This window comes from Alitiscatomonas aceti (assembly GCF_025567195.1).
Taxonomy (GTDB): domain Bacteria; phylum Bacillota; class Clostridia; order Lachnospirales; family Lachnospiraceae; genus Alitiscatomonas; species Alitiscatomonas aceti.
In genome coordinates, this window is record NZ_JAOQJF010000011.1 from 1 (window position 1) to 24,577 (window position 24,577).

The window sequence follows — 24,577 nt, forward strand, 5'->3', positions numbered from 1 at the left end:
TGAGGCATCCGCCTTTCAGGCGTTGCAGGCATAGGCCCCTTATAGGGGCATAATCAAACCACCAGTTGAACTGGTGGTTCATGACTTAGTGAAAAACCGGGATGGGAAACGAAAACCTGTCCCGGTTTTTCATTTTTATGCAAAATTCATAAAAAACTAATAAATTAAATCGCAAAATGAATTGACTTTATCCAATTTTGATGGGATAATAAAGCCATCTAGTGACCAACATTCAAGGAGGTTTTTCAAATGTCAACAAAGGCTTATTACCCAATCAGCGAAATTGGTAAAGGAAAAGTGGGCTTTTCCAAAACCAGATCCATCATCGAGGGTGCTTTTTACGGCAACAACGTGGTAAAGGTAAATACCCTGAGAGAGGCTTATGAATTAGCAAAGAATTCTCCAGGAACGATCGTGACCGATATGCCCGTTTACAGAGGAGAGGAATTTGGTCTGGACAAGGACGCGAAGGTTCTGTTATTCAACGACGGAGCCATCACTGGCCGCTACGCAACTGCACGCCGCATCGCAGGCGAGCCGGGCGTGGACTGTGAAGCCCTTGACAAGGTAGCGATGGACGCGATCTACGAGTCCCGCTGGAAAACCATGTACCATGCAGAGGTTTTCGTAGGCCTGGATCCCGAATTTATGGTTAAGGCCCACCTTCTGATCCCGGAGGGAGAAGAAAACATCATGTACAACTGGATGTTAAACTTCCAGTACATGTCTGATGAGTACGTAAAGATGTACAAAAAATCCAAACCCGTGGGCGACGGAAAGGAGCCGGATATCTATATCTTCTCCGATCCTCAGTGGTGCGGCTCCGACAGACCCAGCGTATCCCTGGACTGCCTGTCCGATCCCCAGAAAAAGACCCTGTGCTACTTCAATACCGATACCAACTGCGCATGCATCCTTGGTATGAGATATTTCGGTGAGCACAAGAAGGGCACCCTGACCATGGCATGGGCCATTGCAAACCGCAACGGCTACGCTTCCTGCCACGGCGGACAGAAGGAATATACCCTGGCTGACGGCAGCAAGTACGTAGCTTCCGTATACGGCCTGTCCGGATCCGGTAAGTCCACCCTGACTCATGCAAAACACGGCGGCAAGTACGAGATCAAGGTCCTTCACGACGATGCGTTCATCATCAACACAGATACCTGCGCATCCATCGCTCTGGAGCCCACATACTTTGATAAGACGGCCGATTATCCCACCGGCTGCCCGGACAACCAGTACCTGCTGACCGCCCAGAACTGCTCTGCGACCCTGGATGAGGACGGAAAGATCCAGCTGGTGACAGAGGATGTAAGAAACGGCAACGGCCGCGCCATCAAGTCCAAATTATGGTCTCCCAACCGTGTGGACAGGATCGACTCCCCGGTCAACGCTATTTTCTGGATCATGAAGGACCCGACCATCCCGCCGGTAGTAAAATTAAAAGGGGCTTCCTTAGCTTCCGTTATGGGCGCTACCCTGGCAACTAAGAGATCCTCCGCAGAGCGTCTTGCTCCTGGCGTGGATCCCAACAAGCTGGTTGTGGTTCCGTACGCAAACCCGTTCCGTACATATCCGTTAGCCAACGACTATGAGAAATTCAAAAAGCTGGTTGAGGAAAAGAACGTGGACTGCTATATCGTGAACACCGGCGATTTCATGGGCAAGAAGGTAAGACCGGCCGACACCCTTGGAATCCTGGAAGCCATCGTTGAGAAGAAGGCAGACTTCCATCAGTGGGGTCCGTTCTCCGATATCGAGATCATGGACTGGGAAGGCTTTGTGCCGGATATGAACGATCCGGAGTACGTAAGCCAGTTAAAGGCCCGTATGAACGACCGCGTCAACGAGATCAAGGAATTTGCAGTTGCCAAGGAAGGCTACGACAAGCTTCCGGACGACGCTCTTGAGGCCCTTGAGAGAGTTGTAAAAGAACTGAATTAAGCAATAAAACCGGGCGCAGGGATTTTTTCCTGCGCCCTTTTAACCATGGCTCCAGCGGCCAGAGAGGAGAAAGCAGACATGGGAAAGCAGCATATTTTCTTTGACCTGGACGGGACTCTGACCGATTCCATGCCGGGGATCACGAGAGCCGTGCAGTATGCCCTGAGGCGCTACGGCATCCAGGTGGACGATCTGAATGTCCTGAAGCCCTTTGTGGGACCGCCGCTGCCGGAAAGCTTTAAGGAGTTTTATGATTTTCCGGATTATGACGCCCATGAGGCGGTTTTTGTATTCCGGGAATATTATAACGTAAAGGGATGGATGGAGAACGCGCCGTTTCCAGGAGTGGAGGCCATGCTGAAGAGCCTTCGGAATGCGGGAAAGGAGCTTTATGTGGCAACATCCAAGCCGGAGGATATGGCAAAGCGGGTCCTGGACCATTTCGGGCTTACAAAATATTTCCGGTTCGTAGGCGGGGCAGAGGACGACGGCGGAGAAAAACTGCGGGTGAAAAAGGACCAGGTGATCCAGTATGTGATGGATTCCTGCGGGCTTGAGAAGAAGGACGAGATCATTATGGTGGGGGACCGCCGCCATGACATTGAGGGAGCGGAAAAAACAGGGATCTCCTCGGTGGGTGTCCTTTATGGATACGGAGGCCGGGAGGAGCTTTCAGAGGCCGGAGCGGACTGGATCACAGAAACGCCGGAGACGCTTCTGGAGCTTCTTAAGGAGCTGTAAGAAAAATACAGAACAGTCTTCACAAAATATTTAAAATTACGGCAGTAAATGGAACTTGAAAAAAGCAGACATATGAGCTATAATAGGTCCATAAGAAAACAGGACAGCAATTCCTGGAATGTTCGATACTCCTGTTTATTTTGAACCTACATTATGACAAACGGGATTCCTATATTTTTAAACGGATGTCAGGCCTCCGTATGAGTGGAAGGCAGAAGTTTAAGTGCGGTCGCCCACCTAGCAACGCTAGGAGTCAATTATGCAGGAACCGGCATTTTGGGATTTGCAAAAGATAAAAGCAGCGAGCAATCGCTGCTTTCCTGTTTTTTAGCGGATATTTTGCCGGGACCGCAATCTGGCCCTTTCTAATTGCCGGAAAATGTGATATGGTATAGAAGTGAAAACGATACATAATGGAAAAATCTGCCGAGGAGACGAGACTGATATGAAAAACCACAGATTTGACAGATACCTTTATATGGGGATCACAGCGGTGCTGGTGCTGGCGGCGGCCACGGCTGTAATCTTCCTGTTTCTGGAACGGAAGGCGATCCTGGCCCTGGGAGGCCGGATCATATCGATCCTGACTCCGATCATTTACGGAGCCGTGCTGGCGTTTTTATTTTCACCTGTATACAACGGCGGAGTCCGGTTTACGGGCGAGCTGCTGGGAAAGAAAATGAAAAATGAGAAGTTAAAGGCGTTTCTCCAGAAGACCGTGGGAACGGTCCTCAGCCTGACGCTTCTGTACATCATCGTTGTGAGCCTGGCTATGATGATCATCCCCCAGCTTTATTCCAGCATTGCGGGGATCGTGAACACCATGCCAGTGTATATCCAGAACCTGTATGAGTGGCTCACGGGGCTGTTTGCCAATAACCCTCCCCTGGAGGAGATGGTGCTTTCTGTGTACCAGCAGGCGGTGATCGCCGTGCAGGACTGGTCCTCCAGTAATCTGATCCCCCACCTTCAGAGCATCGGAAGCTTCGAGAGCCTGGAAAAGATCCTGGGAGGAGTTTCCAACAGTGTGCTCACCATCTTCAACCTGGCAAAAAATATCCTGATCGGCCTCATTGTCATGGTCTATCTTCTGAATATCAAGGACACGCTGACGGCCCAGGTGAAAAAGATCGTTTACGCCATCCTTCCGGTACGGGCGGCCAACGGGACTGTGGAGGAGTTCCGCTATATCCATAAGGTGTTTTCTGGATTTATTATCGGGAAGCTGATCGATTCCCTGATCATCGGGGTCCTATGCTTTATCCTGATGAACCTGTTTAAGCTGCCCTTTGCGCTTCTGATCAGTGTTATCGTGGGCGTTACCAACGTGATCCCGTTTTTCGGCCCCTTCATAGGAGCCATTCCCAGCGCGGTGCTGGTGTTCCTCATAAGCCCCAGGCAGTGCCTGTATTTTGTGGGGCTGGTCCTGGTACTCCAGCAGTTTGACGGAAACATCCTGGGCCCCAAGATCCTGGGGGACTCCACTGGGCTTTCCAGCTTCTGGGTCCTGTTTTCCATCCTGTTCTTCGGCGGACTGTGGGGCTTTGTGGGCATGATCGTCGCTGTGCCGCTGACGGCGGTGGTGTTCGACCTGTTTTCCAAATTCCAGTGCCATTTCTTACGGAAAAAGAATCTCCCGCAGGATACGGACGATTATATGGATCTGGAAAAGATCGATGCGGACAGCGGCAGGTTTATCAGACAGAAATAACGAGGTGCTATGGACGAAAAAAAGAAACTGATCAACTGGACCGCAGGGATCTCCACGGTGATCGTGGCCCTGCTCATCATCATCGTGGTCATGGAGCCCCGGGGGAACGGCGTGTCCCGGGCGGCGGCTTCCAGGGCCATCGCCCTTACTCTTGCGGGTGAGGACGCAGTCCGTGCAGAAGGTCCGGAGACTTCCTTTTTTCCGGGAGAGCTGCAGGACCAATGGTATGTGAAATATATGGATTATCTCTATGCCAAGGGATATCTGGATCCGGAAACGTGCTACCCTTCGGAGGGAAGCGCCGTTTCGGCCGTTACCTATGGGGAGCTGTCCGGCTGGGTGACCGCGGCCAAAGGGGAGGGGGAACCCTCTCTTGCGGGATATGTGACAGAGGCAGCGGGGAAAAAGGCTGGAAAGGCCGTGGATAAAGCGGAGTTCTGGGAATTTTATGATGCGTTCCGGGCCTTTGCAGATCCGGATGGGAATGTAAAGGAGATCGAAACAGATCTTTACGGGACCCCGGGGAATGTGGACGGGGCGTCCCCCTGGACGGCCTACACAAAGGATGGAAAGTTCCTGTTTGAAGGGCTTTTTTTGGATTCCTATATTGATAAGACCATAAAGCTCCTGGTGCGGGAGGATGGGATCATAAAGGTCCAGGGTGTGGTCTCCGATGAGATCGTATATGAAAACGCCTGGATATCCGGATTTTCCGGCAATACAGTGACGGTGTTCATTGGAAATATCCAGCGGGAATTTCCTGTAAGGGGAGTCCTTAAGAATGAAGAGGAGATTTCCGGCCAGATCGGGGATCTGTATCTGAAAAACGGAAAGCCCATCCGCCTGGTACTGAAAAAGGAGACCATCACCGGGACTGTCCTTTCGGTGAGGGAGGATGAGATCGAGATCGAGGGCTACGGCACCGTGCCCCTGTCAGAGGACTTTAAGATCTACCGTACCTACGGCGTTTTAAAGGAGCAGAAGAAATCGGATATCCTGGTGGGCTATCATATGCAGACCTTTGTGGTGGCCGGCGATGAGATCTGCGCGGCCCTGACGACAGAGAAGCCGGAGATTGATAATATCCGCGTTCTTCTGATGACAACAAATTTCAAGTCCCTGTTCCATCCGGAGATCACCCTGGTCTGCGATTCCATGGCTATGCTGGAATATGGGGATGAAAAGGATAAAAAGACCCAGTCTGTGGCGGCTGGAGAGCCGGTGACCATTTCTGCTGGAGATTCACGGCTGGAAAGCGGCCGTATGGTATTCCGGTCCGCCAATGAAGGCGGCATGATCACCGTCAGGAATATTGAGCGGAGTCAGGGAACTCCGGTGTATCCGGGCCATATGGAGATCACCGGGGAGGAGGAGGGCCTCCTTCTTCTGAACGAGGTGGATCTTGAGGAATATCTGAAGCGGGTGGTGCCCAGCGAGATGCCCCATACGTATGAGCTGGAGGCCTTAAAGGCCCAGGCCGTCTGCGCAAGGACCTATGCCTGGAGGCAGATCCGGGGAAGCTCGTATTCAGAATACGGCGCCCATGTGGACGACAGCACCAGCTTCCAGGTGTATAATAATACCTCCGTTTTTGACACCACTGACGCGGCTGTCAATGAGACCTTCGGCCAGATGGCTGCCTACGATGGGGAGCCCATCGACGCCCTTTACTATTCCACCTCCTGCGGCCACGGCACCGACGGGACCGTGTGGGGAAACGACGGTTCGGCGACACCGTATTTAAAGGCGGTCTCCATCAATGAAAAGAGGAAGCCCATGGACCTTACCTCCAACGAGGCCTTTGGAGCATTCATAAAAAATATGGATGTGGAGGCATACGATTCAGAATTTGCCATGTTCCGGTGGAACGCAAAGACGGACAGCCAGATCCTGGCAGAAAAGATCGGCGGAGTCGGCCAGATTACGGGCCTTACGGTGACAGAACGGGGACCTGGAGGCGCGGCAAAGGCTCTGAAGGTCGTGGGCACAGAGGGCTCCAAGACTTTCACCGGCCAGAGCAAGGTGCGGAGCGTGCTGGGAAACACCAGACTTGTCTTCAACCGGAAGGACGGCAGCACCTACACAGAATGGGAGACCCTTCCCAGCGGGTTTATCTACATAGAAAACCAGGGGACCGATGAAAATGGCGTTACCGCCTTTACGATCTACGGCGGCGGCTACGGCCACGGAGCCGGCATGAGCCAGAACGGGGCCCAGGGGATGGCAAAGAAAGGAAAAAATTATAAGGAGATCCTGAAATTTTTCTATGATGGGTGTGAGATCGTAGATATTGGAGATGTGGTGTAAAAAAGGGGAGCTGTGATACGCAGCTCCCTTTTTCTATCTCTTGATATCATAATTCATATTCATCAGATTCCGGATGGTGTCCACGTCGTCGGTGATGTTGGCGTCGCCGCGGATGGTGTGCTTGATGGCGCTGCTGGCCACGGCGAAATTGATCATGTCCATGGGCTTATAGTGGTGCATCATGGCGTAGATCAGGCCGCTGGCAAAGGCGTCGCCGCCTCCTACCCGGTCTAAAATGGTGAAGGTGAAAAGCTTGCTTTCAAAGGTATGGCCCTCGTACCACATAAACGCCTTGAGGCTGTTTTCGCTGCCGCTGTGGGCATAGCGCACATGACGGGCGATGCACTTCAGGTTGGGATACCGGTCAATGAAGGCCTGGAAGATCTCATCCTGCTGCTCGTAGCTGGGCTGGAAGGGGATCCCGTCCTTCACGTCTCCCTTGCTGTGGTCCTCCTCATCCCGCCACAGGTGGTAAGGCTCGATGCCTAAAAGAACGTCCACATAGGGAAGGCACTGGGTACAGAAATCCCTGGCCTCCTCCCAGGTCCACAGGGTGCTGCGGAAATTTCCGTCAAAGCTCACAGTAAGGCCCAGTTCTCTGGCTGTCTTTAAGCACTCCATGGTGAGCTTCCGGCAGTTGGGAGCCAGGGCCGGGGTGATGCCGCTTAAATGGAGCCAGGTAAAGTGCTCCAGAAGTCCCTTCAGATCAATGGTATCAAAATCAAATTCTGTGATGGCGCTGTTTTTCCGGTCATAAGTGACTTTACTGGCGCGGATCCCGTATCCTGTTTCCAGGTAATAGCTTCCCAGCCGGTGGGTAGGTGTCTGCTCCGGCGTGCTTAAGATCACAGGGGTGCAGTGGACGTCGTTGCTCCTTAACATACGGATGGCGCTCTTTCCCAGGCTGTTGTTGGGAACCACGGAGAAAAAGGTACTGTCCACGCCCAGGTTGGCCAGAGCCAGGGCGATATTTGCTTCGCTGCCGCCGTAGCTGGCCTCGAAGGTGGAGGTCATGCGGATCTTTTCATAGTTGGGCGGCGTCAGCCGCAGCATGATCTCGCCGACGGTGATGAACTTTTCCGGGCTTTCCAGGCCAGTGAGCAGCGGATTGTAATGTTCCATAAAATCGTTCCTCCTTGGAATTAAAGGATAGTTCTATTCTAGTCCACTTCCGGACAGATTTCAATAAAAATTTAACGATCTTTTTTCCGGCCTGCTTCTTTTATCAGAGAGGGAGAGTTCTGCTCCAGATACTGCTCCAGCGTGTCCTTATCCACAAGCGCCGGGGTGACGCCCTGTCGGGTGATGGAAAAGCCGGCGGCACAGGAGGCGATCCGGCAGGAAGCTTCCATGGAGAACCCATAGAGCAGGTAGGAAACCAGGGCGCTGATGAAGGCGTCGGCGGCTCCCGTATTGTCTACGGACCGGAAATCGGCGGCTTCAATGTGACAGGCAGTTTCCTTACCGAAGATCCAGCAGCCTCCGGCTCCCAGGGTGACGATGACGGTCTTTATCCCATGGGAAAGAAGCCTGGCGGCCTTTTCTTTTATGGAGCCCTTTCCTGGGCAGATCATGGACAGCTCTTCGGCGTTGGGGACGGCCACATCGATATTTTTTAACAGCTCCTCTGTCAGGGGGCCGCAGGAGCTGGGCTTCAGTACGGTCATGAGGCCGTAGCGTTTTGCCATGGACGCGGCAGTCAGTACAGCCTCCATGGGGATCTCCGTCTGGATCAGGCAGCAGCAGGCTCCGTCAAAGAGCCGTTCAGCGGCTGTGATATCGCCGGGACAGACCTGGCTGTTGGCGCCTGAAAGGATGGAGATCATGGATTCCCCGTTTTTCTGGACAAAGATATAGGCCTGGCCCGTTTTTTGTCCGGGAGTCCGCAGAAGGCCGCTGCTGTCAATGCGGCAGTCCCGGACCGCCTGGTAGATGGAGTCGGAATCGGCGTCGCCGCCCACCCGGCCGATGACGGAGACGTGGTGGCCCAGCCTGGCCACGCCAACGGCCTGGTTCAGGCATTTTCCGCCAGGGTAAGTGGCTGAGTCCGAGGAGGTAACGGTCCGTCCGCTGTGGGGCAGGGCGTCAAAGGCTAGGTAGTTGTCCATGTTGACGCTCCCAATGGAAATGACCCGTTTTTTCTGGAGATCCCTGGGAACGCTTAAGGTGGCCTCTGTGTTTAACGGGAAGTCCGGGGAAAATTCCGGCATATGTTCCCATTTTTCGATCCGTGCCACCAGAAGCCTTGCAGCCTGGGAACCGAAGGCATCAAAGGGAATGGCCAGGGAGGAGAGGAAAGGAAGGTCTCCGCCGGAGCTGCCGTCCCGGAGGGTCAGAAGGGACAGATCTGCAGGGATCTCATACTGGAGGTTCCGGGCTGTCTCATAAAACTTCAGGGCTTCCGCCTGGCTGAAGAATACAGCCGCCGTGAATAGTCCGTTCAGGATCCCGCTTACGGGAAGGCTTTTGGCATCGGGAAAGACCAGCTCCTGCCGGAAGGGGAGCTTTTCGTCAAACAGCCGTTTCCGGTAGCCCTGGAAAAATTCCCTGGCCAGGGAATCGTCTCCGGCCACACAGGCAATGGAGGCGTGACGTTTTTTTACAAGAAGTCCGGTGGCTGTATCCCCTATTTTTTCAAAATCCATATGAAATGCGCCCTTATAGGGGCCGATGACCACATAGGGGATCCCGGCCCGGTCCAGCTTTTCCCCCAGAAAAAGGCTGTCACTGGAGACAGGCTCCCAGATCACACCGTCCGTATGGGCCGCCGCCATGGCGGAGATATTTTTAAGCTCCGTATCCACCGAATCCCCGCTTTCCCGGAGGAGCAGCGAATATCCCAGGCTGGCAGCCTCTTTGAGGATGCTGGAGACGAGCCGTTTTCCGTGTTCAGTATTCTGAAAGATCACGCCCATGGTCAGCGTCCGGGTCGTGGGCGCGGCGGCAGACGCATAAGGGACATAGTTGTATTCCTTGGCCAGCTTTAAAACGTGCTCCCTGGTCCGGGCACTGATGCTGGCATCCTTTCCGTTCATGATCTTAGAGACCGTCGATACGGAAACTCCCGCCAGCAGGGCAAACTCTTTGATGGTCATTTTTTCCTCCCTGTATTAAAGAAACGATCTGGACCCTGGAGGCAGAGGAATGTCTGTCGCCCCCCGGTATCCAGGCTGCTTTTAGGATATCATAAAAATACTGGAAGAGATACCCGGATCTGGCAAAAATGGTGAAAACAAATAAAAAATCTGGAAAACTTGTGAAGAATTTGACAAAAATATGGATAAAGATGGGGAAAACAGCGGGATAAAGAGCAAATTCCACAATAATGGTTGACAGAAAACTAGAAAACATATATTATCTGCTTAAGAAAAAGATTTCGGAAAATATTTTACCAAACGGGAGCGAGGCCTATGAAAATTTTAAATCTCGGTTCTTTAAACATTGACAAAACGTATTCGGTAAAGCGTTTTGTCCAGCCCAAAGAAACGATCCAGGCCCTGGATTATGAGGAATTCTGCGGCGGCAAAGGACTGAACCAGTCGGTGGCCCTGGCCAGGGCAGGCGCGGAGGTCTACCATGCCGGAGCCGTGGGAGGGGATGGAAAGCTTCTTCTGGACATGCTGAAGGAGGCCGGAGCCGATACGGGCTATGTGGAGACCCTGGACGGGGCCAGCGGCCATGCGGTGATCCAGATCGACGAGTCCGGACAGAACAATATCATCATCTGCGGCGGGACCAACCGGAAGATCACCAGAGAATACATATCCTCTGTGCTTGAGCATTTTGGAAAGGGCGATCTGATCCTTTTGCAGAATGAGATCTCCAACATTGACTTTGCCATGGAAGAGGCAAAAAAACGGGGACTCCAGGTGGCGTTTAACCCATCTCCGGCAGACGAGGGCGTGTTCCTCTGCGATCTGGAGCTGGTGGATTATTTTATCCTCAATGAGGTGGAGGGGCGGATCCTGGCAGGAACCGATTCCGAGGAACCGGCTCCGATCCTTAAGGCCCTGAGAGAAAAATATAAGAACGCAGCCTTTGTGCTGACCCTGGGCGACCAGGGGGCCTGGTACTGCGATCCGGAGGAAACGTCCTTCCAGGATATCTTCCGGGTGGAGGCCGTGGATACCACGGCGGCAGGCGATACGTTCTGCGGATATTTCATTGCCGGGATCGCCGGAGGCCTAGGCCATAAACAGGCTCTTTTACAGGCCAGCGCTGCGGCAGCCCTGGCTGTGACGAAAAAGGGAGCGGCCCCCAGTGTGCCGGAACGATCAGCAGTGGAAGCGTTCATTGGGGAACGCATGTAGGATACGGGAGGAAAATATGGAAAAGAGACCATTTATCATTGACTGTGACACAGGAACCGACGACGCCATCGCCATTCTGGCAGCCCTTGGCTCTGATGCCATAAGGGTCCGGGCCCTGACCAGTGTCAACGGCAACGTAAACGAAAATTTCACATCCAGGAATAACCGGGATCTGGTGGGATACCTGGGCGCGGATGTGGAGGTGGCCCGGGGAGCGAAGATCCCGTTTTATCCCAGAGCCGGATATTATGATGCCACCCACGGCAGCGAAGGCCTTGGTGATGTGACCCTTCCGGCGGCAGAAAATGTTCCATTCACAAAGGAAACGGCTCCGGAGCTGATCCGGAGGATCGCAGAAGAGGAGGAAGGCCGCCTGGAGCTTCTGGTGGTGGGGCCCATGACCAACATTGCCATTGCCTTAAGCATGTATCCGGAGTTAAAGGAAAAGATCCGTCATATCTGGTTTATGGGCGGCGCTGCCCTCGGCGGAAATATGACGCCCACAGCGGAGTTCAATATCTGGGTGGATCCGGTGGCTGCAAAGCTGGTAATCGCTTCCGGGATCCCCATGACCATGGTGGGACTGGATGTGACCTTAAAGGCCGCCTTAATCCGGGAAGATGAGCAGGAGATCCGGAGCTTTGGAAATAAGGGAGCTGTCCTGGCCGCCGATATCCTGGATTATATGATAAGAAGATATGCAGACGGGGGAGAGGATGCCCTTATGCACGACGCTCTGGCTGCGGCTGCGGCCGTATGCCCCCAGTGCCTGGTCTGCCATGATTATTTCGTGGATGTGGAGTGCCAGGGCGAGTACACGGCTGGCCATACCATGGTAGACCGGCGGGGGCGCACAGGAAAGAAGCCCAATGTTTCTGTGGCCATGGAGCTGGATCTTCCCGTATTCAAGCAGTGGCTCAAGGACTGCCTGAGGCAGTGTGGTTAAGCCATGGGTGCAAAAGCGGAAAAAAGAGAGTGGTTCGTCACCTCTCCACAGTTTTACAGGACCATCGTCCTTTTGTCTGTTCCCATCATCCTCCAGCAGTTTTTAAGGGTCAGCGTTGATACCCTGGACAGCATCATGCTGGGGCGGATCGACCAGGTACAGATGAGCGCTGTGTCCCAGGCCCAGCAGATCTTTTTCATTTTTTATACGGTGTGCAGCGGCTTTTCTGCCGGGTGCAGCGTACTGATCGCCCAGTACTGGGGCAGAAGGGATACGGAGAGCATCAAGACTCTGGTGGCCATCGGGGTCCGCAGCATCGCTGTTTTCGGTGTGCTGTTTTCGGCTGTGGTGATGATCTGGCCGGAACGGCTTTTAAGGATATACAGCAGCGATCCGGAGCTGATCCGTCTGGGAGTGCCGTATTTAAGGATCGCCTCCCTCATGTATCCAGTCTGCGCCGTCAGTACCATGATCTTTGCCTGCTGCCGGGGATTTGAGGAGATGAAGGTCTCCTTCACCACCAATGTGATCTCTTATCCGTTAAATGTATTTCTGGATTTCTGCCTGATCTTTGGAAATTTCGGAATGCCGGAGCTGGGGATCCGGGGAGCGGCCGTGGGAACGGTCATTGCCCGGGTGGTGGAGCTTCTGATCCTCTGCCGGTTCCTGTTCCGGAAAGAGAAGAAGCTTTCCATGAAGTTTTCTGACCTGAAAAGAAGAGACCGGAGACTTCTGGGGGATTTCTGGAAGGTGGGCTTTCCCATCGTGTTCCATGAGCTGATCTGGTCCACGGGAACCACGGCGGGAAGCTCTGTCACAGGCCAGATGGGAACCACCATCGTGGCCGGATACAACATTGCCAACGTGTATTATCAGCTGATGGCCTGTGTGACCAATGCCATCCTTTATTCCTGCTCCACGACCATCGGAAAGACCATTGGCTCCGGGGCGTCTAAGGACAGGATCCAGAAGGAAGCATACAGTATGGTGCTCATCGGCCTGGTAAGCGGAACGCTCATGGGGCTCCTGACCCTGATGTTCGGCGGCCTGTTCACGCGGCTGTATGTGCTGACTCCGGATGCAGCGGCCTATGCCAGAAACTTTATGCTGGTGTTTGTGGCCATCTGGCCCTTCTCTGGTATGGAGATGACCGGCATGATCGCAGTGCTGAGGGCCGGAGGAGACGGAAAGATGGGGCTGATCTGCGATATCTTTTCCATGTGGATGATCACCATTCCCCTGGCGGCTGCCTGCGCTTTTGTGTTCCGGCTGTCTCCCTATCTGGTGGTATCCATCATCAAGTTCAATATTGCCATCGAGGCCTTTGTGGGAATCTGGAGAATTCATACAAAAAAATGGATGCGAAATCTCACAAGATGATGTATAATGGCAGTATGAATAAAAAAACAGAGAACCAAAGAAGAAAATTGTGCATTTTTCATCGTATTTCTATCGGACGAGCTCATGGTCTGATTAAAATAATTAAAATCTTTAACCAAGAAGAAGGAGGATTACAATGAGACTGAAAAGAGTATTAGGAGCAGTATTATCCGGCGCCATGGTCCTTTCCCTGGCTGCATGCGGAGGCGGCGGAGACGCGGAGACCACAGCGGCATCCAAGGCCGAAGAGACCTCCAAGGAGGCTGCAAAGGAAACTGAGGCGGAGAAAAAGGATAACGCCAAGGAGACCGAAGCTGCCAAGGGTGGCGAGGAGATCAACAAGCGCATCGCTTACGTAGTAGGAAACTTAGGTGATAAGTCCTTCAACGATTCCGGCGAAGTGGGGATGAACGTTTTAAGAGAAAAGGGCTGGGACTGCAAGACCATCGAGGTCGGCGACCCGTCCAAGGCTGATAAATGGGAGGACATGATCTTAGACGTCATCGATGAGGGCTATTATTACATCGTGGCTTCCTCCACTTACACCGATATTATCTTAAAATTAGCTGAGGAGTATCCGGAGAACCGTTTCGTCATCTTCGACGATTCCAAGGATGAGTCCGAGATCCCGGAGAACGTGGCGTTTATCTTCTACGCACAGAACGAAGGCTCCTACATGGTTGGCCAGATGGCAGCCGGTATGACAGAGACAGGCGTGGTTGCCGTAAACGTTGGTATGGATAACCCGGTCATCGCAGACTTCGTAACAGGATTTGTAAACGGCGTTCAGGATTACGATCCTGAGGTTAAGGTCATCAAGGCTTCCGTTGGTTCCTGGACCGATCCGGCCAAGATGAAAGAGCTTTGCTTAAGCCAGGCAAGAGACAAAAAGGCAGACGTATTCTATCAGGTAGCCGGCGGTTCCGGCGGCGGACTGTTCGAGGCATGTAAGGAGCTTGGAACATGGGCCATCGGCGTTGACTCCGACCAGTACGCATATTATAAAGATTCTGAGAACCCGGAACTGGCAGACGTGATCTTAACCTCCATGTTAAAGAACGTGGGCGACTCTTTCGTAGCATTCTTTGAGGATGTGGAAAACGGAGAGGAAGTATGGGGCAAGTTAAACCGTCTTGGCTTAAAGGAAAAATCCGTTGGCTATGTGGACAATGAATTCTTCCAGCAGAACGTTCCCCAGGAGATCCGTGACAAGATGGCTGAATCCCAGGAGAAGATCCTTTCCGGCGAGATCACTGTAAAATCCTATTATGATTTTGCCAACGAGGCAGAGTACCAGCAGCTTCTGGATTCCGTGGCTCCATAACTGAAAAAATTGATTTTTGGTCAGCAGGATTGTCCGTTCGATCCTGCTGATCCCATATAGGAGGAAGATGGGTATGGCCAAGGAAATACTTAGAATGGAAGACGTTACCAAAATCTATGACAATGGTTTTGTAGCCAACAAAAACGTCACGTTCTGGCTTCATGAGAGCGAGATCCTGGCTCTTGTGGGAGAAAACGGCGCAGGAAAGACGACGCTGATGAAGGTACTGTTCGGACTGGAAACGCCCCAGACCGGAAAAGTGTATATGGATGGGAAAGAGGTAAAGATCCTCAATACCCTGGACGCCATTGAAAAGGGGATCGGTATGGTCCACCAGCATTTTATGCTGATCCCGTCCCTGACGGTGGCAGAAAATGTGGTTCTGGGCGTGGAACCTATGAAGAACGGCCTTTTTGACTTTAAAAAGGCAGTGGAAATGACGGAAGAGGTGGCGAAAAAATATAACTTTAATATTGATCCCATGGCCAGGGTCAGCGATCTTTCCGTCGGCCAGATGCAGAAGATCGAGATCATGAAGGTGCTCATCAAGGGTGCCAAGATCATTATCATGGACGAGCCCACGGCAGTTTTAACGCCCCAGGAGACAGAGGAGCTGTTTGAGCAGCTGATCCTCTTAAGAAACAGCGGCCATTCCATCATCTTTATTTCCCATAAGCTGGAAGAGGTGAAACGGATCTGTACCCGCGTTACAGTGCTGCGCCACGGCTATTGTCTGGGAAGCTATGACTTAAAGGATATGAGCGAGGCCGATATTTCGAGACTCATGGTGGGCCGCGACGTGGTCTTAAAGATCGAGAAGGAAGACCCCACAGTGGGAAAGACTGTGCTTAAGATCCGGAACCTGGTGAAGAACAGCGCATCCGGAAAGCGGGTGCTGGACGATGTTTCCTTTGATATCCATGAGGGCGAGGTCATCGGCATTGCCGGCGTGGAAGGAAACGGCCAGTCTGCCCTTTCCGACGTGCTGGCCGGGATGGAGAGCTTTTCCTCTGGGACTGTGGAGTTAAACGGCCATGACATCAAGGGAAAGAACGTCCATGAGATCCGCCAGATGGGCCTTGCCTATATCCCCGAGGACCGGATGCAGTATGGCTGCGCCGGAGATATGTCCATCCGGGACAACATCATCGCAGACCGGTATTTTAAAAAGGAATACAGAAACGGCCTGTTCATCAACCATAAGCATATCGACGAGATCGTGGACCAGTACATCAAGGATTTTGAGATCGCCTGCGACGACAAGAGAGAGCCGGTGCGTATGCTTTCCGGCGGAAATATCCAGAAGGTAGTCGTTGCCCGCGAGTTCACATCAGGCTCCAATTTCATCCTGGCCAACCAGCCGACCCGAGGCATCGACGTGGGCGCGGCCGAGATGATCCGAAAGACCATCGTTAAAAAATCCAGGGAAGAGGGAACGGCAACGCTTCTGATCTCTGCAGATCTGAACGAGGTGCTGGAGTGTTCCGACCGGCTTTTAGTCATGAGAAAGGGAAAGGTCGTGGCGGCATTCAGAAAAGCCAACGAGGTTTCCGAGGAAGAGCTGGGCGAGTACATGCTGGGGCTTAAGACCATGACCCCGGAGGAAATGGAGGGCCTGTTATGAATAAAACAAGCAGAGTAGAATTTACCGTTGAGCTGGTCCGGATCCTGACCGCCATTGCCATTGCCTATGCCGTGGCCCTGGTGACGCTGTTTGCAGTCAGTGACGATCCGATCTATATTATCCAGCAATTCGTGCTGGGACCGTTCTCATCTGTGAGAAGGGTAGGAAGTATCATTAACCTTGCGATCCCGTTTACCTTCACAGGACTTTGCTTCTGTTTCATGTATGCGGTGAACAAGTTCAATCTGGCCGGCGAGGGCATCTTCATGTTTGCCGGCTGTGTGATCTCCTGGGTTGCCATCAAGCTGGGAGAAAGCGTTCCTGCACCCGTTATGATCGGTCTTTTACTGGTCATCGGCGCGCTGACAGGTGTTGTGGTGTCCGCCCTTCCTGCGTGGCTGGATTCCAAATTCAATGCCAATATTGTTGTTTCATCCTTAATGTTAAACAGCATCCTCATGTTCCTTTCCATCTATATCATGATGTATACCATGAGAGATACCACCATCGGTTCCCTGGGCTCCCTGCCCATCCCGGGCAACGCCAAGCTTCCCCAGATCTTTGGCAAGTTCCGGATCCAGGCAGGTCTGGTGATCGCCCTGATCGCCGTGATCCTGGTGGCTGTGCTGTTCTACAAGATGGTATTCGGATATAAGATGAGAGTCGTAGGAAGCAACCCCTGGTTTGCCAAGGCCTGCGGTATCAATATGACGGCAACCATCATCTGCGCGCAGCTTTTCGGCGGCGCTCTGGCAGGCCTGGGTGGTACCTGCGAGATCCTTGGAAACTATGACCGCTATAACTGGGTCGCTACCACCCAGCACGGCTTTGACGGCCTGATGGTGGCGGTCTTAGCCAGAAAGAACCCGCTCCTGGTGCCGGTGGCAGCCTGCCTGCTGGCGTATATCCGTATCGGTGCGGACGTGGTAAACTCCAAGGGAGATATCCCCATCGAATTCATCACCGTGATCCAGGGTATCGTTATCCTGATGGTGGCGGCAGAGGAATTCATGGGAAGATATAAGAAGAAACTGATCTATAAGGCCGCAGAAGAGGAACTGGCTGCCAAGGAAAAGGCAGAAAAGGAATCGGCCGCCTTAAAGGGAAAGGAGGAGTAATCAATGCTGACACTGGACTGGATCGGTAATTTTGGATACTCTGTTTTAAGGCTGTCAACTCCCTTGATCTTTGCGGGCATGGCAGCAGTTATCAGTAAGAAGGCCGGAATGATGAACATGGCCCTGGAAGGCATGATGCTCTGTGCGGCCCTGGGCGGCGTTGTGTTTGCGGGAATGACCGGAAACGTATGGATCGGCCTTTTGGGCGCTGTGGTCATCGGAGTCCTGGTGGGTGCCGTCATCGCCTTCTCCAGCCTGTCCGGAAAGACGGACCTTTATCTGACGTGTATTGCTGTGAACCTGGCGGCCACAGGAGGTACGGTCTTTGTTATGTACCTGCTGACAGGAGAAAAGGCTACCACCTCCGCAGCCATCAAGGCGTACACACTTCCGACGGTGGTGCTTCCGCTGATCAATAAGATCCCGCTGATCGGCCCCATGCTTTCGGGACATAATGTTCTTACATACCTGGCTTTCATTTCGATCTTTGCCGTTTGGTTCTTCCTTACGAGGACAAGACTGGGCTTACGGCTCCGGGCAGTGGGTGAGAATGCCAGGGCGGCCGCATCCGTCGGCATCAATGTAAAGAGGATCGGATACGTTTCCTTCCTGATCTCCGGCGTGCTCTGCGGCTTCGGCGGCGCGTTCATGTCCATGGGCTGGGTAAGCTTCTTTATGAAGAACATGGTCAATGGACGAGGCTACATCGGACTTTCTGCCTGTAATATCGCAGGCGGCGATCCCCTGGGAGCAGGTATTGCAGCCGTATTCTTCGGACTCAGTGACGCAGCGGCCACCAGCTTAAAGAGCCAGACCAGCTTCCCCACGGAGTTCCTGGAGATGATCCCCTACGCAGCCACCATCATCGCCCTTATGGTATTTGGTATGCTGCGCATGAACCGCCAGAGAAAGATCGAGAAGGGCAGCCAGAAGTAGCATAAGGAGAAAGATTATGGATACAAAACGGAAAGTGATCATTGACTGCGATCCAGGGATCGACGATATGTTCGCCCTGATCCTGTGCATCTGCCATCTGGATGTGCGGGGGATCGTGGCAGTGGGAGGCAACACGGGACTGGAGTATACCCAGAGGAACGCCAGGTTCGCCACAGAGCTGACCGGGCGTCCGGATATCCCGGTGTATGCAGGATACGATATGCCCATGTTGAACCAGCTTGTGCGGGCCACAGAGGTCCACGGAAGCGGGGGCATCGGGGATATTGAGATCCGGGAGCCGGAAAAAAAGCTGGAAAAGGAGCACGGAGCCGATTTTCTGATCCGTACCTTTATGGAAAACGACGATATCTCGCTGATCACCTTAGGGCCGCTGACCAATGTGGCCCAGGCGATCTTAAAGGAGCCGGAATTAAAAAAGCGGATCCCGGAGATCCTCTGTATGGGCGGCTCCGCCACCAGCGGCAACGCCACTCCTGCTGCAGAGTTTAATATCCTGGTGGACCCGGAGGCTGCAAAGATCGTCTTTGAGTCGGGGATCCCCATTAAAATGGCAGGGCTGAACCTGACCCGTCAGAACCATATGGACATGGCAGATGTGGAGCAGTTAAGAGCCATCGGCGGTACGGTGGGAGACTTTGCCGCAGATATCCTGGAGTTTTCTGTGAAAAATTCTGATTTTACCTCCATCTGCGACGCCTGTGCAGTGGCCTGGTGGGTGGATGACCGGGTGATCACAAAGAGCATCCGGACCCAGGTGGACGTGGAAACAAAGGGCGAGCTCACAAGGGGCATGACTGTCTGCGACTGGCGTGATTTTATGGGCACAGACCCGGAGCAGGAGATCTCCAGGGAAAAATGCTGGAATAAATACAAGACCTCCGGCAACGTGGAAGTGGCCATGGAATTTGATCAGAAGCGGTTCCGGGAAGTGCTGTTTGATACAGTAAGATCGTATAAAGAAATGAACTAGCTGAGAAACAGGGCCGGGAGCCGGTTTCAGGCCATAGGGCCTGTACGGCCCGGCCTCTTTTTATAAGGAGAATCATATGCGTACAAAGATCAATCATGTGACGGTGGTCACCATGGACGAACAGTTTCATGTTTATGAAAACGGATATGTGGTCCTGGAAGGGAACACGATCCTGGAGACAGGAGAGGGGGAGGGGCCGGCAGACGCGGACGGGACAGTGGACGGAAAAAACGGGATCCTGATGCCGGGGATGATCAATACCCACTGCCATATCCCCATGATCCCCTTCCGGTCCCTGGGAGACGACTGCCCGGACCGGCTGAGGCGGTTTTTATTCCCGCTGGAGCTGGAGACCATGAACCGGGAGCTGATCGGCCAGAGTACCCGGTACGGCGTCTGCGAGCTTCTGCTTTCCGGCGTTACCTCGGTGCTGGATATGTATTATTTTGAAGATCAGGTGGCGGCAGCCTGTGAAGAAATGGGGATCCGGGCGTATGTGGGACAGACCATTATCGATATGGAGACGTGTGACAGTAAAAATACAGACCAGTCCCTGGCCATGTGTGAGGAGCTGATACGGAAGTGGAAGGGCCATGAACGGATCCGGCCTGTGGTGGCGCCCCATGCTACAAATACAAACCCGCCGGAGGTTTTAAAGGCAGCCTATGAGCTGGCGGAACGGTATGATGTTCCTTATACGCTTCATGTGAGCGAGATGGATTATGAGCTGGAAATGTTCCGGGAAAAATACGACCAGACGCCGGCCGAGTTCCTTTACGGACTGGGCGTCCTGGGAGAGAGGACCATCGCAGCCCACTGCATCCATATGACAGACCGGGATGTGGAGATCTTCCGGGAGACCGGGGCAAAGATCTCCCACTGCATCGGTTCCAATACGAAATCGGGGAAGGGAGTGTGTCCGCTCCGGGACCTTAAGGCGGCAGGAGTGGTCGTTGGCGTGGGGACTGACGGACCGTCCTCGGGGAATACCCTGGATCTGTTCCATCAGTTCCGGATGATCCCTGCGTTCCAGCGGACCTGGTATCATGACCGCAGCATTTTCACTGCCAGGGATGTGGTGGCCATGGGGACCATTGAAGGAGCCAGAGTCCTGGGGGCGGAAAAGGAGACTGGCTCCATTGAGCCTGGGAAGCGGGCGGACCTGACCCTGATCGAGACGGAGTCGGTCAACATGTTCCCGGTCTATGATCCCTATTCGGCCATCGTATACTCGGCAGACGCTTCCAATGTGGACAGCGTCTGGGTGGATGGCAGACAACTGGTAAAAGGTCACAGGCTGTGCTTTGCAGACCTTTCCGCAGAACGGAAGGCTCTGGACGGAATGATGAAGGAATTTAAGGAACGGTCTGTAAAGTATGCGGATATCCGGTAGCAGTTTTATCTGCCCCAGGGCCATGCGGCAGCCTAGCGGGCGCTTTTGGGGACTGGGAGCGGCGGAAGGAGCTCCGGCGGAAGGGAAGAGCCCTTGACAGAGACCACAATCCGGGATACCTGGTTGGCATATGCAATGGAATCCCGCAGGGAGAGGCCGTTGGTCAGGCAGCCGATGATGGCTCCCGCGTGTGCATCGCCGGCTCCGATGGTATCCTCCACATGATCGGCGGGAATGGACGGGATCAGATAGCTGGTCCCGTCTTTTTCTATGCAGTAAGCGCCCTTTTCTCCCAGGGTCACGATGACGGTATTTCCAGTGATGGAGTGCAGGTATGCGGCGGCGTCCTCATAGGACGTTTTCTGGCTCATGGCCTCTGCCTCCAGGGCGTTGATGTGGAGGATCGGATGAAGGGCCAGCATCCGCTCTGTTTTCTTCGGATCCATGTTTCCTACCCTGGCCCCGGGGGCGTAGAAAAGCTCCAGGGACGGATGCTCCTCCAGATATTCAATGAGATTGATTCCGGTGGGCTCCTCGATCTCCAGGCCGCAGACGTAGGTGAGGCCGAAATCCTCTGCCGGATACGGCTCCATCCATTCCTTCTGGAAGGTATATTCTACTCCGTGATAGGACATGAAGGTCCTCTCCCCGCCGGCCTCCACCAGGCAGTAGCAGCAGCCGTTTTCTTTTTCCGGCACCCGGACGGCAATGGGGATCCCGGCCTGGGTCATGAGCTTTGCCACATAGTCTCCGTAGGTGCCGCCGCCCACAGGCGTGATAAAGGTGTGCGGGGTGTTTAAGAGCCGTACCATATAGGCGGCATTGAAGGCGCAGCCGCCGATGGCCATGGACTGGGAGGTGGGATGGATGTCCTCCTCGGTCTTTGGAAGATGATGGATATTGATGATGACGTCTACACAGGTGGAACCGATGATCAGAGCTGGTTTCATGGGATAATTCTCCTTTTCTGGCACAATGTCTGTTTCAGCCATATTATAGCATATGCTGTCTGGTTTTACTATGGATTTTGGAAGGGAAAGGGGCAGCGGAGGCTTTAAGAAAAACGTAAATGATCGTAAGCGTATTTTTATAGAAGGAACAGGGACGGGAGCTTATAATGAAAGAAGAAGCAATGCGCCCATCTGGGGCGCGGCATAAGGATGCCCGGGAGACTGAGGGAACGGACAGGACCTGGGATATACAACATGGAAAGCGGGGGATGGATCATGAGAAGACAGAGGACAGGAAAAATGGCTCTGGGAGCGGGGCTGGCGTTTCTTATGGCCGTGTCTCTGACCGGCTGTGAGATGGACCGTATGGACCAGGAGGCAGCAGAAACGAAGGCTGAAGATCCGGCGGATGAAACGGAAACGGCAGAATCCGGAGATAACAGGACCGGGGAAATACCAGAAGAAACGTCCCGGGGGATCGGGGCCGGGGAGGCGGCAGAGCCGGAGGAGGCCTCTGGGCCGGACCAGGAGCCAGATCAGCCGCTGTTTGTGGAGACCCGGAGGAGCTATGACGGGGAATGGAAGGACCAGAGATGCCTGCTGAGGAGCCGCTGGGATGGGCTGTATGTTCCTGTGGACGGCTGGGATACATTGAAGGACGGCCTGGACCAGTATAATGCGGAGGTTTCCCAGGAGACGGGAGAACGTTTTAAGGAAAATCTTTCCCTGGTCAGGGAGGATCCCCCGGAGCCCGGACAGGAGTATTATATTGAGCGGGAGATACGGGTACAGCGGGCAGACAGCCGGATCGTCAGCTTCTGGGATATGGATTCTTCCTATGTGGGCGGCGCCCACGGAAGCTATTATGCCCATGGAGTAAATTTTGACCCGGCTTCGGGAAAGCGGCTGGCGCTTTCGGATGTGGTCACAGACCTGGAAGCAGTGTACCAGTATGTGAAGGAGGACGTGAAGAGCCAGGACGATGGAAGCCTTTATCCGGAATATGAGGAGACCCTGGAGGCCATGTTCCAGAATGGATCCGGAGACGAGGGCCAGCTGGAATGGATCATGGACCGTGACGGGATCACCGTCGTATTTAACCCTTATGTTCTGGGGCCCTGGTCGGAAGGAAGCCTTGAGAGCCGGATGACGTTTGCGGACTGCCCGGACCTGCTCCTGGAAACGTACCGGGCCGGGGCGGGAGCAGCAGTGCAGCTTTCAGAGGGAGAACCCTTTTACGCCGACTGGGACCGGGACGGGGAAAAGGAGGAGTATATTTATACGGTACAGGTGGATGAGGAGACGTATACATCATCCATTACCCTGAGCCAGACAGGAGAGGGAGCAGAGACGGAGGCGGCAGGTCCCTGGGAGGCCGGGGGCTATGGGAGCCTCACGGACGTATGGCTTCTGGAAGCCGGGGATGGCCGCCCCTTCCTATGGCTCGAATTTTCCAGTGAGAATGATCTGAGGGCTCTGGAGGTGTTTGCGCTCCAGAATGAAAACGGGACGCTGACGCTTTGCCATGTGGGCTCTTCGGGAGATTCCATGTATGGGAGCTTCATCGGAGATCCGGGTCATTTTCTCCTGTACGACCGCATCGATCTTCTGGGAACGTATATGGCGTACCGCAGCTTCCGCATGGGTGAAGACGGGATGCCGGAGACGGACGGAACGGTTTACACGATCCCTGGAAATGGAGACCGGGGGCCGGTGCTGCGGGCCTCTGCGGAGATTCCGGTATGGATCGAAGGGAAAGAGGAACGGATCCCGGCGGGAACGGAGCTGGTATTAAGGGCCGCAGAGCTCCCGGATGAAACGGGGGCGGCCAGGGCAGAGGCAGAGCTTCCTGACGGAAGACACTGTGAGCTGCGGATCCAAAAGGACAGGGACCAGTACCGGTTCCGGATCGGCGGTATGGATGAATATGATTGTTTCGAGAGCCTGGGGTACGCAGGCTGAGGATGGAGCCGATTGTCCATTGACATTCCTGCCGGTTGCCATTACAATGGAGACAGGTTCAAAAAAATACCCGAACAGGAGGGGGATACCAATGAAATTTTTTATTGATACGGCCAATGTGGAGGAGATCCGGAAAGCCAACGATATGGGCGTGATCTGCGGAGTTACGACAAATCCGTCCCTGATCGCAAAAGAGGGAAAGGATTACGTGGAGACCTTAAAGGAGATTGCCTCCATCGTGGACGGTCCCATCAGCGGTGAGGTGAAGGCCACCACCACCGACGCAGAAGGAATGATCGCCGAGGGACGTGAGATCGCCAAGATCCACCCCAATATGGTGGTGAAGATCCCGATGACCGTGGAAGGCTTAAAAGCAACAAAGGTGCTGGCATCTGAGGGGATCCAGGTCAATGTGACTCTGATCTTTTCTGCAAATCAGGCACTTTTGGCTGCCAGAGCCGGAGCTGCCTTCGTATCGCCGTTCTTAGGCCGTCTGGACGATATTTCCCAGCCGGGCATCGACCTGATCGAGACGGTTTCTGAGATCTTTAACCTTCACAATATCCAGACAGAGATCATTGCCGCCAGCGTGCGCCATACGATGCATGTGACGGAGTGCGCTCTGGCCGGAGCCGATATCGCCACCGTTCCCTATAAGGTGATCGAGCAGATGACCCATCATCCGCTGACTGACCAGGGGATCGAAAAGTTCCGCAAGGACTATGAGGCTGTATTTGGGAAATAAGAAGGACAGATCCGGAAAAAATACAATCGAATAAGAGATGGAGAGGACTGCGGGAGGCGTTTTCGCAGCACTCTCCTTTCTTTTGCGTTTTTTTGCCGGAAGAGAGACTGAGGGAGGATGTATATGGAGAAGAAAGATCAGAAGAGCAGGATCATGAGGCTGCTCGCACAGGTAGTTATCATTATGGCGGGG

Annotated in this window: 18 protein-coding genes and 1 other RNA gene; 16 read left to right on the plus strand and 3 right to left on the minus strand. The window is 53.6% G+C overall.

The window, feature by feature from the left end:
• The first annotated feature begins 249 nt into the window (after window positions 1-249).
• The 5 genes from OCV69_RS07230 (at window position 250) to OCV69_RS07250 (ending at window position 6,706) form a co-directional block, all read left to right on the plus strand.
• Complete coding sequence (locus tag OCV69_RS07230) at window positions 250-1,947, plus strand: phosphoenolpyruvate carboxykinase (ATP) (protein WP_158358528.1); 1,698 nt, start codon at window positions 250-252, stop codon at window positions 1,945-1,947.
• A gap of 78 nt (window positions 1,948-2,025) precedes the next feature.
• Complete coding sequence (locus tag OCV69_RS07235) at window positions 2,026-2,688, plus strand: HAD-IA family hydrolase (RefSeq protein ID WP_158358527.1); 663 nt, start codon at window positions 2,026-2,028, stop codon at window positions 2,686-2,688.
• Between the two features lie 107 nt (window positions 2,689-2,795).
• Window positions 2,796-2,975, plus strand: a non-coding RNA gene (gene ssrS, locus OCV69_RS07240) — 6S RNA.
• 158 nt (window positions 2,976-3,133) lie between these two features.
• Window positions 3,134-4,399 (plus strand): AI-2E family transporter, encoded by a 1,266-nt coding sequence (locus tag OCV69_RS07245; protein ID WP_022274204.1) that lies wholly within the window; start codon window positions 3,134-3,136, stop codon window positions 4,397-4,399.
• A 9-nt stretch (window positions 4,400-4,408) separates the two neighbouring features.
• On the plus strand, window positions 4,409-6,706 hold the full coding sequence (locus OCV69_RS07250; protein ID WP_158358526.1) for a SpoIID/LytB domain-containing protein: 2,298 nt from the start codon (window positions 4,409-4,411) through the stop codon (window positions 6,704-6,706).
• A 33-nt stretch (window positions 6,707-6,739) separates the two neighbouring features.
• Here the strand turns inward: OCV69_RS07250 and OCV69_RS07255 are convergent, their stop codons facing one another.
• Together OCV69_RS07255 and OCV69_RS07260 are read right to left on the minus strand one after the other, a co-directional pair.
• Window positions 6,740-7,828: a sugar kinase gene (locus tag OCV69_RS07255; protein ID WP_022274206.1), complete on the minus strand. Its 1,089-nt coding sequence runs from the start codon at window positions 7,826-7,828 to the stop codon at window positions 6,740-6,742.
• Between the two features lie 71 nt (window positions 7,829-7,899).
• Complete coding sequence (locus OCV69_RS07260; RefSeq protein WP_158358525.1) at window positions 7,900-9,801, minus strand: PfkB family carbohydrate kinase; 1,902 nt, start codon at window positions 9,799-9,801, stop codon at window positions 7,900-7,902.
• Window positions 9,802-10,116: 315 nt separating this feature from the next.
• Here OCV69_RS07260 and OCV69_RS07265 point away from each other — a divergent pair, with 315 nt between their 5' ends.
• The 9 genes from OCV69_RS07265 (at window position 10,117) to OCV69_RS07305 (ending at window position 20,728) form a co-directional block, all read left to right on the plus strand.
• Entirely contained in the window at window positions 10,117-11,016 is a 900-nt protein-coding gene (locus OCV69_RS07265; RefSeq protein WP_158358524.1) for a ribokinase, read from the plus strand.
• A 16-nt stretch (window positions 11,017-11,032) separates the two neighbouring features.
• Window positions 11,033-11,962 carry a nucleoside hydrolase gene (locus OCV69_RS07270; protein WP_158358523.1) on the plus strand — a complete coding sequence of 310 codons (930 nt, stop codon included), beginning with the start codon at window positions 11,033-11,035 and terminating at the stop codon, window positions 11,960-11,962.
• A 3-nt stretch (window positions 11,963-11,965) separates the two neighbouring features.
• Window positions 11,966-13,342 carry an MATE family efflux transporter gene (locus OCV69_RS07275; RefSeq protein WP_158358522.1) on the plus strand — a complete coding sequence of 459 codons (1,377 nt, stop codon included), beginning with the start codon at window positions 11,966-11,968 and terminating at the stop codon, window positions 13,340-13,342.
• A gap of 136 nt (window positions 13,343-13,478) precedes the next feature.
• A complete protein-coding gene (locus OCV69_RS07280) occupies window positions 13,479-14,666 on the plus strand; it encodes a BMP family ABC transporter substrate-binding protein (protein ID WP_158358521.1) in 1,188 nt (395 codons plus the stop codon).
• A 73-nt stretch (window positions 14,667-14,739) separates the two neighbouring features.
• Complete coding sequence (locus OCV69_RS07285; RefSeq protein WP_022274211.1) at window positions 14,740-16,290, plus strand: ABC transporter ATP-binding protein; 1,551 nt, start codon at window positions 14,740-14,742, stop codon at window positions 16,288-16,290.
• Window positions 16,287-17,408: an ABC transporter permease gene (locus OCV69_RS07290; protein WP_158358520.1), complete on the plus strand. Its 1,122-nt coding sequence runs from the start codon at window positions 16,287-16,289 to the stop codon at window positions 17,406-17,408. Before OCV69_RS07285 ends, OCV69_RS07290 begins: the two co-directional genes overlap by 4 nt.
• 3 nt (window positions 17,409-17,411) lie before the next feature.
• Window positions 17,412-18,344, plus strand: a complete 933-nt coding sequence (locus OCV69_RS07295) for an ABC transporter permease (RefSeq protein WP_022274213.1) — start codon at window positions 17,412-17,414, stop codon at window positions 18,342-18,344.
• 16 nt (window positions 18,345-18,360) lie between these two features.
• Window positions 18,361-19,335, plus strand: coding sequence for a nucleoside hydrolase (locus tag OCV69_RS07300; RefSeq protein ID WP_158358519.1), 975 nt, complete (start codon window positions 18,361-18,363; stop codon window positions 19,333-19,335).
• A gap of 76 nt (window positions 19,336-19,411) precedes the next feature.
• Window positions 19,412-20,728, plus strand: coding sequence for an amidohydrolase (locus OCV69_RS07305; RefSeq protein ID WP_158358518.1), 1,317 nt, complete (start codon window positions 19,412-19,414; stop codon window positions 20,726-20,728).
• A gap of 32 nt (window positions 20,729-20,760) precedes the next feature.
• Here the strand turns inward: OCV69_RS07305 and OCV69_RS07310 are convergent, their stop codons facing one another.
• Complete coding sequence (locus OCV69_RS07310) at window positions 20,761-21,678, minus strand: carbohydrate kinase family protein (protein ID WP_158358517.1); 918 nt, start codon at window positions 21,676-21,678, stop codon at window positions 20,761-20,763.
• 276 nt (window positions 21,679-21,954) lie between these two features.
• Here OCV69_RS07310 and OCV69_RS07315 point away from each other — a divergent pair, with 276 nt between their 5' ends.
• Window positions 21,955-23,640: a DUF3298 and DUF4163 domain-containing protein gene (locus OCV69_RS07315; RefSeq protein WP_262563039.1), complete on the plus strand. Its 1,686-nt coding sequence runs from the start codon at window positions 21,955-21,957 to the stop codon at window positions 23,638-23,640.
• Window positions 23,641-23,731: 91 nt separating this feature from the next.
• Entirely contained in the window at window positions 23,732-24,385 is a 654-nt protein-coding gene (gene fsa, locus OCV69_RS07320; RefSeq protein ID WP_158358515.1) for a fructose-6-phosphate aldolase, read from the plus strand.
• The last annotated feature ends 192 nt before the right edge of the window (window positions 24,386-24,577 follow it).

What these genes read in the sequence shown, in the direction of transcription:
- OCV69_RS07305 (WP_158358518.1), top strand. Translation starts at nt 19,412, where the DNA reads ATGCGTACAAAGATCAATCATGTGACGGTGGTCACCATGGACGAACAG.
- OCV69_RS07290 (WP_158358520.1), top strand. Translation starts at nt 16,287, where the DNA reads ATGAATAAAACAAGCAGAGTAGAATTTACCGTTGAGCTGGTCCGGATC.
- OCV69_RS07265 (WP_158358524.1), top strand. Translation starts at nt 10,117, where the DNA reads ATGAAAATTTTAAATCTCGGTTCTTTAAACATTGACAAAACGTATTCG.
- OCV69_RS07270 (WP_158358523.1), top strand. Translation starts at nt 11,033, where the DNA reads ATGGAAAAGAGACCATTTATCATTGACTGTGACACAGGAACCGACGAC.
- OCV69_RS07315 (WP_262563039.1), top strand. Translation starts at nt 21,955, where the DNA reads ATGAGAAGACAGAGGACAGGAAAAATGGCTCTGGGAGCGGGGCTGGCG.
- OCV69_RS07255 (WP_022274206.1), bottom strand. Translation starts at nt 7,828, where the DNA reads ATGGAACATTACAATCCGCTGCTCACTGGCCTGGAAAGCCCGGAAAAG.
- OCV69_RS07300 (WP_158358519.1), top strand. Translation starts at nt 18,361, where the DNA reads ATGGATACAAAACGGAAAGTGATCATTGACTGCGATCCAGGGATCGAC.
- fsa (WP_158358515.1), top strand. Translation starts at nt 23,732, where the DNA reads ATGAAATTTTTTATTGATACGGCCAATGTGGAGGAGATCCGGAAAGCC.
- OCV69_RS07235 (WP_158358527.1), top strand. Translation starts at nt 2,026, where the DNA reads ATGGGAAAGCAGCATATTTTCTTTGACCTGGACGGGACTCTGACCGAT.
- OCV69_RS07280 (WP_158358521.1), top strand. Translation starts at nt 13,479, where the DNA reads ATGAGACTGAAAAGAGTATTAGGAGCAGTATTATCCGGCGCCATGGTC.
- OCV69_RS07285 (WP_022274211.1), top strand. Translation starts at nt 14,740, where the DNA reads ATGGCCAAGGAAATACTTAGAATGGAAGACGTTACCAAAATCTATGAC.
- OCV69_RS07275 (WP_158358522.1), top strand. Translation starts at nt 11,966, where the DNA reads ATGGGTGCAAAAGCGGAAAAAAGAGAGTGGTTCGTCACCTCTCCACAG.
- OCV69_RS07245 (WP_022274204.1), top strand. Translation starts at nt 3,134, where the DNA reads ATGAAAAACCACAGATTTGACAGATACCTTTATATGGGGATCACAGCG.
- OCV69_RS07295 (WP_022274213.1), top strand. Translation starts at nt 17,412, where the DNA reads ATGCTGACACTGGACTGGATCGGTAATTTTGGATACTCTGTTTTAAGG.
- OCV69_RS07230 (WP_158358528.1), top strand. Translation starts at nt 250, where the DNA reads ATGTCAACAAAGGCTTATTACCCAATCAGCGAAATTGGTAAAGGAAAA.
- OCV69_RS07250 (WP_158358526.1), top strand. Translation starts at nt 4,409, where the DNA reads ATGGACGAAAAAAAGAAACTGATCAACTGGACCGCAGGGATCTCCACG.
- OCV69_RS07260 (WP_158358525.1), bottom strand. Translation starts at nt 9,801, where the DNA reads ATGACCATCAAAGAGTTTGCCCTGCTGGCGGGAGTTTCCGTATCGACG.
- OCV69_RS07310 (WP_158358517.1), bottom strand. Translation starts at nt 21,678, where the DNA reads ATGAAACCAGCTCTGATCATCGGTTCCACCTGTGTAGACGTCATCATC.